The 14,085-nt window shown below is 37.9% G+C and carries 11 protein-coding genes; 7 read left to right on the forward strand and 4 right to left on the reverse strand.

The window, feature by feature from the left end:
• Positions 1 to 369 precede the first annotated feature (369 nt).
• The 3 genes from F6K54_RS26300 to F6K54_RS26310 form a co-directional block, all read right to left on the reverse strand.
• On the reverse strand, positions 370 to 2,511 hold the full coding sequence (locus F6K54_RS26300; RefSeq protein WP_293084092.1) for a hypothetical protein: 2,142 nt from the start codon (positions 2,509 to 2,511) through the stop codon (positions 370 to 372).
• 662 nt (positions 2,512 to 3,173) lie between these two features.
• A complete protein-coding gene (locus tag F6K54_RS26305) occupies positions 3,174 to 3,857 on the reverse strand; it encodes an ImmA/IrrE family metallo-endopeptidase (protein ID WP_293084094.1) in 684 nt (227 codons plus the stop codon).
• A gap of 3 nt (positions 3,858 to 3,860) precedes the next feature.
• Positions 3,861 to 4,199: a helix-turn-helix domain-containing protein gene (locus tag F6K54_RS26310; RefSeq protein ID WP_293084097.1), complete on the reverse strand. Its 339-nt coding sequence runs from the start codon at positions 4,197 to 4,199 to the stop codon at positions 3,861 to 3,863.
• Between the two features lie 246 nt (positions 4,200 to 4,445).
• Between F6K54_RS26310 and F6K54_RS26315 the strand changes: the two genes are divergently transcribed.
• The 7 genes from F6K54_RS26315 to F6K54_RS26345 all read left to right on the forward strand — a co-directional run bounded on the left by F6K54_RS26315 (position 4,446) and on the right by F6K54_RS26345 (position 10,864).
• Complete coding sequence (locus F6K54_RS26315; protein WP_293084100.1) at positions 4,446 to 4,712, forward strand: hypothetical protein; 267 nt, start codon at positions 4,446 to 4,448, stop codon at positions 4,710 to 4,712.
• 26 nt (positions 4,713 to 4,738) lie between these two features.
• Positions 4,739 to 4,903 carry a hypothetical protein gene (locus F6K54_RS26320; protein WP_293084103.1) on the forward strand — a complete coding sequence of 55 codons (165 nt, stop codon included), beginning with the start codon at positions 4,739 to 4,741 and terminating at the stop codon, positions 4,901 to 4,903.
• 131 nt (positions 4,904 to 5,034) lie between these two features.
• Positions 5,035 to 5,745, forward strand: a complete 711-nt coding sequence (locus tag F6K54_RS26325; RefSeq protein WP_293084106.1) for a hypothetical protein — start codon at positions 5,035 to 5,037, stop codon at positions 5,743 to 5,745.
• Between the two features lie 512 nt (positions 5,746 to 6,257).
• Positions 6,258 to 6,647 (forward strand): hypothetical protein, encoded by a 390-nt coding sequence (locus F6K54_RS26330; protein WP_293084109.1) that lies wholly within the window; start codon positions 6,258 to 6,260, stop codon positions 6,645 to 6,647.
• Between the two features lie 576 nt (positions 6,648 to 7,223).
• Positions 7,224 to 8,219: a hypothetical protein gene (locus F6K54_RS26335; protein ID WP_293084112.1), complete on the forward strand. Its 996-nt coding sequence runs from the start codon at positions 7,224 to 7,226 to the stop codon at positions 8,217 to 8,219.
• Positions 8,220 to 8,770: 551 nt separating this feature from the next.
• On the forward strand, positions 8,771 to 9,871 hold the full coding sequence (locus F6K54_RS26340) for a hypothetical protein (protein ID WP_293084115.1): 1,101 nt from the start codon (positions 8,771 to 8,773) through the stop codon (positions 9,869 to 9,871).
• A 708-nt stretch (positions 9,872 to 10,579) separates the two neighbouring features.
• Positions 10,580 to 10,864, forward strand: coding sequence for a YiaA/YiaB family inner membrane protein (locus F6K54_RS26345; RefSeq protein WP_202220606.1), 285 nt, complete (start codon positions 10,580 to 10,582; stop codon positions 10,862 to 10,864).
• Between the two features lie 869 nt (positions 10,865 to 11,733).
• On the opposite strand, the gene F6K54_RS26350 is transcribed toward F6K54_RS26345, so the two are convergent.
• Positions 11,734 to 13,998, reverse strand: a complete 2,265-nt coding sequence (locus F6K54_RS26350) for an endonuclease MutS2 (RefSeq protein ID WP_293084123.1) — start codon at positions 13,996 to 13,998, stop codon at positions 11,734 to 11,736.
• Positions 13,999 to 14,085: the final 87 nt, after the last annotated feature.

Genomic DNA, 14,085 nt, shown 5'->3' on the forward strand with positions numbered 1-14,085 from the left:
AGGAGACAGGATACAGGAGACAGTAGAAATGGGAATTATATCATGTCCGTTGGTATCGTTTGTGTAAAAGTTAGCCTTGATATCTACAGGAAATTTAGGCGTTGCTGATTCTGGGTATGATTTTGCCCCCCTAGCCCCCCAATTTTGGGGGGAATAAAACTCTAAAAGTCCCCCAATTTTGGGGGATTTAGGGGGCTTAACCAGAACCAAACAATCGCGCATTCATACTTCAATTCAGCAATGCCGAAATTTAAGTGTTTTTCTTGCCTGTTGCCTGTTGCCTGTTGCCTATTGCCTGTTGCCTTTTGCCTATTTACTATACAAGACCGATGCTACCGGACATGATATGATATGACATGAATATTCGCTTTACGCCTCAATGTAACTTTTCACTGTTTTGAGGGAATTGCCTTTTGAACGCTGATAATCGTAAAGCGTTTTGAAAAACTCAAGATCGACTTTGCGCCAGCTAACCCAGCCAATTCCTGAATATGTATCATCAGACAACGAGTACAGTACAAACCTTAACACATTGTTGATGTAAATCAGCGAAAACCCCTCTTGCTCCAGGATGACATTCTCTGTATTACTGCGCTGATGTACCATGATCTGGAATGGTGATTCGTTTTTCCAGTCATCTTGAATATCTGGATTGAGATGATTATATACCTTATTCTTGAAGTGATGAGCTTCATGCTCAAGCACGAAGCGAAACTCTTCTCGATCAGTATCCATTGCTGTTCTCATGAAAAAATCATGCTGTCCCTTGGTTATAATCTTGCGGACAAAAGGAATGGAATATATAGCCTTGACATTACCTAAAGCATAAAGCGTTTCTACCGTCTCCAGTTGTGAGACAAAAAAGCGTCCCTGCTCAAGATCAAAGCTATTATCAATCACTTGCTTCAATTCAGGAACTGTCTCCAGCTTATCAGGATCAATATCGCTTAACAAAGCTGGGATGCTTTGTCTTTTTTGATATTGCGTATCAGGAACCAAAGTAAGTTCTCCCGTCTCACCAGTAAGGAGATGATCTCTTAGTTGGCGTTGGAAAGAAGGAAGGTATACCTCCTCCTTTTTATTCCAAAAAATTGACTTAATTGACAACTCTCCCGATGAACTGACGGTATTATTAGTTTTCCAGTCTGCAACCACATGACCGACAATATGTGATTTACCCAGGTGGGGTTCCCGTTCAGCTTGCCAAATCTGTACAGCTTTATGGGTTGGTCTGACGGGACCGACTTTCAAACTGTATTGGTGATCGAAGCTATAGCTATAAGCTTTTTCTTCTTGACGATTCTGTTGCGCGATTCGCTCAATGTTACCTTCCATACCTGTTCCTTGAAGCGATAATTTTACTCCTTTGGATGTTTGTACAGAAGAAAGGCTTATCGTAACATTAGTATCATTGAATGAAATATTCTCATCATTCAAAGTAGCATAGTATTCTTTTATCAGAGTAAACCTAATTCCAGACAAATTACTGAAAGAATCAGTGTCTGGCAGAAATCTTTTTGCCAACTTTTCATACAGCAAACTTAGTATTAGTGATGAAGGCAATGCAATTAACACCAACATCATCCATTCAAAGGGAGTCGATAACCAGAAAAAGGAAAGAAAAGAATTACTGAAAACAATAGGATCTGTTTCATCAAAGAACATATCAAATGCCAATACATATTGATTTCCATCAATATCTTTAAAACGATACCAGAGTGTTCTTATTGCAATGGGCGTAACAATATCAGTGATATCAATGAAAATTCCAGTAAGTCCTGATGTATCTTCAGAAAAATTTTTCAAATAAACAGTCTCATATTGACTTATACTAGATTTATACCAAGGGCGCTCCCTGTAGTCAATTCTCCTATTATTGTAAACTCCTTCTTGAGTACCAGGATAAACAGCTATAACACCATTTTTTTCATCAAATAGGTACACAGTGTCTATTCTGAATCCAGGTAGTCGATCTAAAAAATTCGGATCGCCTGTGAGATTGTCAATAAATATTGTGCTATATTCTAGACTAACGTCTTCACCTTTTTTCGAGGCTAAATCACTACTTTGCCCACGCACTATGTGGTCAAATTGACGAACAACAATGTCTTGTTTTGATTGCTCATATCGCTTTTTGTAGTCGGTTTTCGATTCTGTATCAAAGTCAGGGATACGGATACAATCAAAAAGGGCTTTTTTTTCCCTTCCTCTTATGGATATTGTGGGGGAACCCTCTTGTGGATTACATTCAGGAATAGTTGTTTCGAGGATAAAATCGTCCCTTGTGAGCAGTTCATTTTGAACCATTTCCTTAAGATTTTCCTGAGCGTCTTTGATAAAATCCTCAAAAATCTGAGTTTTAGGTGTTCCTTCTTTCAAACTTTGATGCCATGCAGTATTAAGAGCTTGTCGCTCTAATTCCTGACGTAATCGAAAACTTGGAACTGCAACGAAATAGAATGCGATAAAAGCGAGTAAAAACCTTACTGGTTTTACAGACTGGAAATTCATTGAATAATTTCTCCAAAACAACAACATCGCTCAAACCAAACAGATTGAGGGAACAGCCAAAGAAGACTAAATATAATCAGGACTTACGCAAAGGCACTATTTATAGATTCCAAATACTATTGGACAATAGTTTTGAGCGCTATATATGACGTATCTGCCTAAGTCCTAATTTTATATAGAATCCGGTTATACAGTATATGTTTATAATTCTATCCACACTTTCTCGCCTTCAATCTCCGGAAACTCCCCACCCTTCCCACACCCAAATATATGATAAGTATTCAACCGGATTTGATATTACAGATACCGAAAGCAATTGGGCAACGTAGCTAATTACAGCTTGAGGAATGTCTGCAAAACGCTCAGGGAAACGGGTTTCTAGACGATTTAATTTTTGGCGTTGCTGAAATGTAATGGTAAGTAGCTGAAGGTAAAATTGAAAAACTTATTTTTTGCGTTCATGCTTAATCTCAAAATCATTGGAGTTGATCTTCTAGATGTTGTTATAGATTTATTAGCAATTATGGGAACTATTGCTGCTTATTAATATCCTCGCCTGAGATTACTGGAAGAAGAATTGCCCGATGCCATTCCTGACTTCTAATATTATTCAACCAGCCATTGAAACAGGCTGGCTAATTTCTTTATGTCAGTTTTTAGATTTATCCAAACAGTTGTGTTTGTCCTTGAACTTCCTCAGATCCCCGATGAATTGTTCGACTACCTTTAGGAATGTAAATCCAGCCAAACTCTTGCAGACGGTAAGTTAAGTTAGAAATGCTGACGCCTAACTCATCCTTAATTTTATAAAGATTTGACCACTTAGTTAAATCTTTACCTTGTCTTTTCTCTTCAAGAATCGATTTTGGCATCAATAAACAGCCTGCAAAATATTGAGCTTGCCATTCAATAGAATCAATTTTGCTGCCACTTGCACCCCGACAAACAAAAGGTTGTTCTGACTGATTTGGCGTTCCATAATCACCAAAATCCAGTTCTAACTGCTTCACAACTCCATCTGCTTCATCCTGATTAATATGCAGCACCCAATGACCAATTTCATGTGCAAGTGTTGATTCTTGAAAGCCTTGAGGCTTATCTAAAATCTTTTCATTGAGTTCAATCAGTCGTTCGGTTGGTAAAATTCGGGCAGCGATCGCTCCCCCTTCATCAGGAGGAATGTCATCCCAAACAACTCCCAAGTCTAAAAAATCAGCAACTAAAGAAGCTTCAAAAGGCCACCTGGGAGAAAAATTTGCGGTCTTATGCATTCGCCTGAGAATATCGTTTGCCCTATGCTCAATCGACTCTTTGCGATAAAAGCAATACGGTTTGAGGATACTCACGGTTTATTCTCCTTCTGTTGCAGCTTGAGATATTCTGTGAGCGAATTCAGGATTTTCTTGCATTCGTCGGAACAATGCTAGCATCTCTTTTGGATTTTGCTTGAGAATTTCCTCATACTGTTGAGGAATTCTGCCAGCGAGGAAAATTAATTCCTCTTCATCCAAATCGAGATTTCTAGCTAACCCACGAATCACTTCTTCTTTTGGTGCATAGTCGGCGCGATCGTTCTCTAGCTTGGACAAATATGTAAAGTCCACTCCTAAGAATTTGGCCAACTCTCGTTGGGAATATCCTTTCTCTTTACGGGCCTTTCTTATTAACTTTCCAAAACTTTTTTCCACGGCTTTTACCTCCTAATAAGTATTTTAAGCAACTTTGACGAAAATTTCAACTAAACCCTTGACGATAAAATCAACTAGCGCTACAATAAATTTAGTTGAAAAAAAAATCAACTCACAAGACACTACTGGTAAGGTTGAAATTTAAGTCAATTAAATTTAGGCCCTATATATGGAGTCATACTCAAGTTTGCTAATTGTAAATTTATGAAAGTCTCAACAAGTACCGCTCACCTGGAGGATAGCATTATGCTGAGAACCTGGACAGATACACACTACAAATTGGAAGACGAAGACTGGCTGTATATTGCCACCCATGAAGAACAGAATTCTGCTTCTCTTGTTTGCCCAGGGTATGCAAGAGATGGGGAAGGCTTCAGTATTCACTTTACTCCTACTCACATAGAAATGTTAGAGCATTTGTTGGGAGCATTGCGAATTATTAAAGCGCAGCAGGAAGCAACTACAGATTATCAATATCCACAACCTGCAAAGGCGACACATTTAATTAATTAGGCTGCTGAAAAAATTGGTTGGTGGGGATGGGGAGACGCGGGGACACGGGGACGCGGAGACGCGGAGAAACGGAGGTGGGGGGGATGGGGAGACGCGGGGACACGGAGACGCGGAGACGCGGGGATGCGGAGACGCGGAGATGGGGGAATAGGCAATGGTTTCACCATAGCAAGGAACAAGTTGGTGTTTGACTTATGTTGAGAACCGTAAGACACCAGAGATACTTTTCTCACTGTTGCCTGTTGCCTATTCCCTGTTCCCTGCTATATAACCTACCACTTTCTTCAAGGCAGGCAAAAAATCAAATTAAAGGAAATAAAAGATGTCTAATTCTAATGTGAAAGCAAAAATTTATGTGTTTGGAGCTAAACCAAAACAAGCTTTATTAGTACCAGAAATTCCTATTGCAGTTCGTAATAATTGTCAGTCAGGACAATGGGTTATTGGAGACACAGATTATGGTTCTAAAATATCAATGACAATCCTCAAGTTTAGCAAATTTTTTGGCAATTTAGGTCAAACAATTAATACATTATGGGGTCAAATTTGGTTTATTGCTGAGTCAGGAGAATTACCTCATGGAGTGTTAATGGTGACATATATTAAAGGTCGTTCTTTGAATGATTTTAATCGTTTAATTGCTTCAGTTCAAAGTCAAGGAGTGGAGCCAGCAACAGGTATTTTTCTTCCTGAATTTGTGAAGCATAGCGGTCAAAAACCAGATGAAAATGGTGTGGTAAAACCTATCAATTATTACAGCTTAAAATGGCGTTGGCAAGAACGTACAGATTGGTCAATTATTCATCAGGCAGCAGCAGTGCTTTCTGACGAAAATAATCTATCAAGAATGATTGATTTAGAAGGAACCAGGAAAATGGTTTGCTTAGATAATTTATCTGCTGAAGAAACTGCTAGTTTGATGGTAGCTCATACTAATAGCGATCAAAACTCTTCTTTGTTGAGTGTAAATGTTAGTGATGATAAAGCGTTACCACAGGGAAATGAGTCTTTAGCTGCTGCATTATCTTCTTGAAGAAGGCAGAAGGCAGGAGGCAGAAGGCAGAAGGGAAAATTGTATGGGGATAGTCTTTGACAAGCCGCTCCGCGTCTACTCACCCCAAACAATTTTAAGCACTGCAGTTGACGGTGGGCTATTAAATCCATAAGGGAAAAGATAAATATGTAGAGACGCAATATTAATATTAATGATTTTTTGGAGTCTCTATTTACGTAAGCATTCAGCCGTCAGCTATTAGCTAGCCTCCTCCGGAGGAACTGCGTTAACAGCTATTAATTTTGAGGAAGGTAAAAATAATTTAGAAATTGAGACAGAATAAAAGTTACTGTTAAAGTTCCCTTCCTAAACCTTAGAAGTAATTATTTATTACTAATTGCTGTTTGCGTAGCATTCCGTAGGAATAGCTGACTGCTAATAGCTGTTTGCGCAGCATTCCGTAGGAAATGCTTACCTATTTACAGCTTTCAGTTTTAAAGTTTTTGTAGTTTTATGATGAAAAAAAAATTGGAAAACTTTAAGAGGTACAAATGAGTAAAATTGCTAAATTCAGGATTCATCAGGGTGCAAAAACACCAAAAAAACAGCAATGGGAAGATAGTTTACGGGGAAATTTAGAAGTTAAGCATCAAATCAGAACTGATACTATTAATGACTTGGAAAACTTCAGTCAAGATTTACAACATATTAGTTTAGTTGTTGAATCTATTCAAAATAATTACCAGGCATTACTAACAGAAAATAATCGCTTAAAATCGACTCTTTTAGAGTTAGTAGATAATTGCTACTGCTGGAAAGGAAATCGCTGTGAAAAATGCCAGAAAATTCTCAAGTCATTAGCTCCAGAAACTACTAGGAAAAAATTAAATACTGCCCAAGAATATGAAGATATTTTGAAGCAGCTTCGGAAACTAGGGTGAGTAGGGAAGTAGGGGAGTGGGGGAGTAGGGGAGTAGAGGAGTAGGGGAGAAGTAAACATCAGAATAATTAATAAACTACTGGCGTGCTAATTATCAAAAATGTCATTGCGCTTGTGTTAATTACTTAATAATTGAAGTTTCACCTCACAAAAGCATTCTTTTTTCACCCTTGGTATAACGATATCAAATCAAAAAGCGTTTTAGTCCGGAATGCTCCGTAAACAGCATTTAAGCAGTTAGCATTTCCTGACTTAATACTCCGAAAACAGCTTAATTTTAGATTTATATCATGTCCGGTAGCATCGGTATTATATAGCAAGGGTAGGGAACACTTAACTGGGAACAGGGAACAGTCAGGACTACTTAAGAGCAAGAAAAAAACTTAAATTTCCTGTAGATATTCACCTTTGGGTTTACACAAACGATACCAGCGGACATGATATTAAACCAAGAGAAATGCAATTTTAAAGGGGATTTCAACCCCTCTTAAATTATCCGACACCTATAAGTTTGGAATTTCAACCAAAACTGTTAGCCCAGGGCTAGTTAAAATCATCAACATTAGGGAGAAAAAAAATGACACAAACTGCATCAGAAAGTAGCAAATTTAGAGTTATGAAATCATTTGAAGAAATTTTAGATGCTAGGAAAAGTCTTGCATCAAAAGTAGCAACTAAGGAGGAAGAAGCGGAGAAAGAAAAAGGTAAACAAATCCTAGAAACTGCTGCTACCTATACTGCAGATAGTATTGTTAAAGGTTTGGCTGATTTACAATTAGATTTTGGTAGTATTGTTAATCAGTTATTAGATAATTTGCATCAAGAGTCTACTAAACTTGAGGAGTTAAAACTTGCCATTGAAATTGAAAATCAACATCTACAAGAGTTACAGAAAATTCGTATTGTTGCTGATGCACTGCATATTTTAACTCAAGAACATCAAGAAAAATTAGGATTTATAGATCGGAATTTTAACGAACATCAAGAAAATATTGCAAAGGATATGACGACTAAGCGGAAAGCTTGGCAAAAGGAACAACAAGAGTATGAAGTAGCAATTGCAGAAGAAAATCAATTGTTAATTAAACAACGAGAAAATGAAGCTGCTGACTATCAATACGAATTAGAACACCAGCGTAAAATTGAAACCGATGAATATGAAGAAATGAAGCGAAATTTGGAACGAGAATTACAGGAGTTAAATCAAGAGAAGGAAAAGAAATGGCAGGAAAGAGAAAGTTATTTGGCAGAAAATCAAGCTGAATTTGAAGAAAACAGACAGAAAGTTGAAGGTTTTGAAGAAGAGTTGAAGCAGGCTTATGTGAAAGCGAAAGATGACGCAATTAAAGAAGCAAGCAGACAGGCAAAAGTTAAAGAGGATTTATTTGCCAAAGAGTGGGAAGGAATGAAGAATGGTTATGAGTTAAAGATTGAATCTTTAGAGGAAACAATTCAGCGACAAACTGAACAAATTAACGATATTTCTACTCAGTTACAAGCGGCAATGAAGCAAGCACAAGATTTAGCTATGAGAGCTTTTGCTAGTTCTAATAACGGCGCTCAAGCTAAGTAGTTGTTGTTGAAAGGAAGAAGGAAGAAGGAAGAAGGAAGAAGTAAGAGGGAAGAAGGAAGAAGGAAGAAGAAAAAATCTTACGTTTTCTGAGTTTTAACCTTTCTTTCGACTGTGATAAAAGCTATAAACTACATTCATCATATAGTCATTCAGCAACCCTAAGATTTGTCTACTCTATCCAGTAGCTCGTAAGCATTTAGCTAGCCTCTTGCAGAGGAACTGCGTTAACAGCTAAAAATCTAAGAGTTTAAGTCCCCCACTATATTTAAAAAAGCCCGTGGTGCGCCTTTTATGGGGGTTTTAATCCCCTATTATACACCTTGAGAAGCTGATATAGCAGAAGAAAGAAGGAAGAAGGAAGAAGGAAGAAGGAAAAATCTTACTTTGTCTGAGCTTTAAGCTTTTGATCTGTCCTCACCTTTCCTTCAACTGCTATAGCTGACTGCTATTTCAATTGGTATAAATATTTAGGTGGTATTTATACCAGATTTTTCCACCTATATCGCAGCTCAATTCAGTCGAAAAATTGCAAATTTAACAGGAGAAAAAAAATGGCTAAAAGAGTTAATTCTAAAAATACTAAGGCTGAAATTTTAGAAGCTTTTGCAGAACTAAAAAAAGAAAAGTCTGCCCTAGAAGCAGAAATAAATCAGCTAAGTCAGGAAAGTAAAACTACAACTAAAACCTCTGTAAATTCAATATCAAAACAACCAGAAAAAGAAGTGACAAAATTTATGAACTTAAATCAAACTCGTAACAAACCAAGTATGCAGTACACAATTGAAAATTTGTTGATGGTGCAAAGTGGTTTTGGTGGAGCTATCAGCGAATTGTCAGAAAAACTTACTTCAGAAGCAACTAAATTAGAAGAAGTTCGACAGCAAGTGACAGAAGAAATTCAACAATTAAACAATTTGCATAGTTTAGAAAATATCGAGGAAAATACTTTAGATAATTTGATTCAACAGTATGAACAAAGCGCCAAAGAATTCGAGACAGAATTTAGCGATCGCCAAGAAGAATTACAACAAGAAATAGAGTCAAGTAAACAAACTTGGTCAAAGGAACAGCAGGAACATCAACGCAACATAAAAGAACGAAATGAACAGCAAGATAAAACTCGCCAACGAGATGAAGAAACTTATGAATATGATTTGAATTTGCAATACAATCTAGATATCGATCAGTATGAGCAAAACAAGAAAAATTTGTATAAGGAGTTAGAAGAATTTCAACAACAACAAGAGAAAATATGGTCTGAAAGAGAACAGTCTATTTCTGAACGAGAAAAAGAATTTGCAGAGGTAAAAACTGAGGTAGAAAACTTTAAAAAAGAACTAGAGTCTAATATTAATAACGGCAAGGAAAATGGGCGAAATATTGGTACTTATCAGGCGAAAGTTAAATCTGATTTGTTGGCAAAAGAAGTAGAAGGAGAAAAGCAATTTTATGAACTACGAATTCAATCTTTACAACAGACAATTCAAAATCAAGAACAACGGATTAAAAATTTATCTGCACAATTAGATTCCACTTTGACACAGGTTCAAGATTTAGCAGTAAAAGCTATTGAAGGCGCATCAAATTCTCGTTCATTTCAAGCTATGAAAGAAATAGTTATGGAACAAAAGAATCAACAGAAGAAAAGTTAATTTTTGGCGATAACTTAAGTTCTAATAATACTAAATCCTGTTTAATATCAAATTTAGTATTATTAGACAAATCCTTAACGAAATCAGAAGTCAGAAGTTAACCCACCCCTGCCCCTCCCCAACCCACCCCCGCCCCTCCCAGGAGGGGAGCCAGGAGGGGAAGTAGGGGATTTAAGCTTCGCTCCAAAAATATTTCGCCTTAAAATGCGGGGTTGCGCGACCCAATTATTTTGATAAATTAAATGAATCTTTGATCGAACCCTTGTAGAGATATTTAATGTAAAATCTCTACATTTTTCATTTGGGTAGACTACAGTAGGGACGTTCCATGGAACATCCCTACAAGGTTTGATGTGTAAAGATGTGGTTCATCAATTTGAAAAGCGCTGTATTGCAGAGGTACTGATAACTGATAACTGATAACTAATAACTGAAATGACCGAATAATTAAGGTTTCAAGCCTCTCCTTGGCTGCGCCGCGAGCTGTCGCTCTACAAGGAGAAACAAGAAAAATTTTTCCTTTGAGTCAATCCTCTTCTTTTCTAGGAGAGGTAAGAATTAATTATTAATTATTAATTATTAATTATTAATTATTAATTGCTTAACTGTGCCTATATTCAAACTGTCACTCTACTAATATTACTGTAAGTTCATACATATAAAATACGAATAAATCAGCCAAAAATTTTGATTTGAGGTAACAATTTTATGACTAATAAATATGCTCAACAAAAAGATACTGCTGCATGGATACTTCAAGTTTGGGCTTCCTTTATTCTAGCTACTTCTGGCACAGCGATCGGCATTTTTTACCTACCTGTAGATAATTGGATTAAAGGCTTTTTAGGAATGGGTTTAACATTCTCAGTAGGTTCTACTTTTACCCTAGCAAAAACTATTAGAGATAATCACGAATATCAAAGGATAACTGCCAGACTTGATGAAGCAAAAGTTGAAAAACTATTGGCAGAGCATCATCCTTTAGACAAATAATATAGCGCTACGCGCAATTCAAAAGTCAAAAGTCAAAAGTCAAAAGTAATATCTGACTGAGTTTGAGAATTTATAAAAATTAGCACCCCAGTTATTGTTACAGCAGATTTCAAGCATATAAGGTACAAATATTAACATTAAGATGTTGGTAGTGCGGGCATCTTGCCCGCGAAGGATATACCTCACGCCTGATAAAATCTGCTGTAATTATCCCGATATCTACTTCTGCTTCATAAAACTGATATAAAGCGTCACATAACGTGACAAATTAATGTTTACTTCCTGCTTCTTGTGAGGCCGTCGGCGGTTACTCATCCACAGGCATTGACGGTTAAGCTAACCGCATCTCTACACTTTATACTTATATCATGTCCGGATAATTAGTGATGAAAAAAACCAAAACTGTCACTTGCAGTACAAGTCTTTTTATTCTCCCTACTCCCTACTCCCTACTCCCTACTCCCTTCTCCCTTCTCCGTTATTTATAACTATTCAACCGGACATGATATTACATTTAAGTCTTTGTCAATTAACATAACTAAAAAAGTCCTCAAACCTTTACTACACCGTTCCTAGTAGGGAGCTGGATTTCTCGAGAGATCTATGTCTATTATAGATAGACTGCCAGAAATGCGAATAGCAGCGATTAGTGCAGAAGATACGAATTTCACCCTCTTACTACTTGCGTGTGAGAACGAGCGTATTATATTGCTAAATTGCGCAAATTTTAACTTAAGTCGAAACTCTCCCACTCCCTTCCGTATGCCTGTATCTGTGCCATAATGCGTGTGAGCCACTCCCTATTACAACTGATAACTGAATTCGTGTATCCGTGCCATAATCTGTGTGAGCTACTCCCCCCACTCACACTACACCAAATGAGCAATAGTTACCCCACTACCACCGTCATTTCTAGACGCTAATTCATAACGCTCTACCAACGGATGATCCCGCAAAAACTCATGGATACCCTGTCTCAATTTACCAGTACCCTTACCATGAATAATCCACAACAAACCATATTCGATCGCCCGAGAAAGTGCCCTATCCACCTCAATTTGAGCATCTGCAACCCGACTTCCACGAATATCAATACTATTTTGAGCAGTACGAACAGCTAAACCACTAGAATTAATCTCTGCTGGAATTTCCTTAGACTTACATTCTGACTTCTTACTCTTTTGTGCCTCCACATTTTTACTCTTTTTAGAAAGCTCTGCTTTTTCACCATCAAGAGATTCCACTTCTGCCAAACTAACTGTCATTTTCATAATCCCAAACTTAACAGTTAACTCATCATTCTCATTAGGAGCGCTCAACACTTCTGCTGTTTGCCCAATTTTAGGAATCCGAATGCGATCGCCCTCCTTAGGCATAAAATTCGGTTTCTTGACAGGGACAGTACGAGAAGGCAAATATTTCTCAGAAATTTCATTAATAGCTTCCGTAGCTTTCTGAGCATTTCGAGCAGTTAACGGGCCCTGTTGTAAATTCCGAATTACCGTAGCAATTTCTGCTTTTGCCTCAGCAATTTTTTCCTGTACCGCCACCTCCTGTGACAACTGTAAATCTCTTTCTCGATCCTTGAGTGCAGCAGCTTTTCGAGAAACTTCCCGATGTAAAGACTCCGTTTCTTGTAGTAACTCAGAAGCTTCTTTCGCCTTTGTTTCCTGTTGCTGTCTTTGTGCTTCCAAACCTGCAATTACCTGATTCACATCCTCAGAATTTCCTCCCACATAATCTTGCGCTCTATAAATAATCTCCTGTTTTAAACCCAACTTGCCAGCAATAGTCATAGCATTAGAACGCCCTGGAATTCCCCAAAGCAAGCGGTATGTAGGTTGTAGAGAATTGATGTCAAATTCTACAGAAGCATTTTCAAACCTTTCATCGTCATATTTGAGAGCTTTCAGTTCTCCAAAATGGGTAGTTGCCACTGTTAATAGCGCATTGTCAGACAAATATTGCAATATAGAAGTTGCTAAAGCACTACCTTCAGTAGGATCTGTACCAGCACCGATTTCATCTAACAAAACCAAGGTAGAAGATAAACCAGAATTTTCTGGATTTTCATCCTCATCTATTGCTTCTAAAATCCTAATAATGCGTCTAACATGACCAGAAAAAGTAGATAAACTTTGTTCTAATGATTGCTCATCACCAATATCAGCCAAAATTTGTTCAAACCACGGCAACTCCACAGGTTCATTAGCAGGTATAAATAATCCTATTTTTGCCATCAGTGCAGCTAACCCCAAGGTCTTCAGAGTAACAGTTTTACCACCAGTATTAGGTCCCGTAATTGCCACAACTTTAACTGGAGATTTCACCGTCACATCAATAGGTACAACATCATTTCCTTCTTCGTATTGCTGTTGCCAAACTAACAACGGATGTCGCAATTGACGGATATTCACAGGGCGCTCAGAGTCTGGTTCAGTAAATTGAGGTGGGTTTGCTCCTAACCATAAACTATAACGAGCGCGGGCTGTGGCCAGGTCAATTGTAGTAGCAATTATCAGTAACTGCTCCAAGTCTTCCTTGACTTCTGCCACTTTTTCTGTTATAGCTTGCCGAATAGCTTCTTCTTCCCTTTGGGCCTGACGCTGTAGTTGTCGCATTTGGTTATTGAGGTTGACAACTCCATTAGGTTCAATGTATAATGTAGAACCTGTTGTAGATGTATCGTGAACAATACCAGGTACAGCATCCTTTTGAGGAGCTTTGACCGGAATTACAAAGCGATCGCTTCTTTGAGTAATAATTGGTTGTTGAATAGCACTAGCTTTCCGTTGTAAAATGCCTCGAAGTATCCCATCGATGCGATCGCGCAAATGGTGCATTTTCTCTCGAATACCCGCTAGTTTGGGACTTGCCCTGTCTGTAACATCTCCCCTATCGTCTATACAGCGGTGAATTTCCTGTTCTAGTTCTGGATAAGTGCGTAACTCAGCTACTAATTCCGGCAAAACTGACAACTCATATTCTGGCTCATAATTGTCAATTGTCCGACGTAACTTACGAGCGCCAGCCAAAGTTGTCGCAATAGCTAAAAGTTCACCTCCAGAAAGTATGCCACCTAGTTCCGCTCTTTCCAGGGAATCTCCGAAGTCTTCAATACCATCAAAGGACAAACCCTGTGGCCGAAGTCTGCATCCTTGTAATCTATGTACTTAATACCTGACTTCTTAAAGCGACAATATTTTTTCGCTTTCTGAGTA

The sequence above is a fragment of the Okeania sp. SIO3B5 genome (assembly GCF_010692555.1).
Lineage (GTDB): Bacteria > Cyanobacteriota > Cyanobacteriia > Cyanobacteriales > Microcoleaceae > Okeania.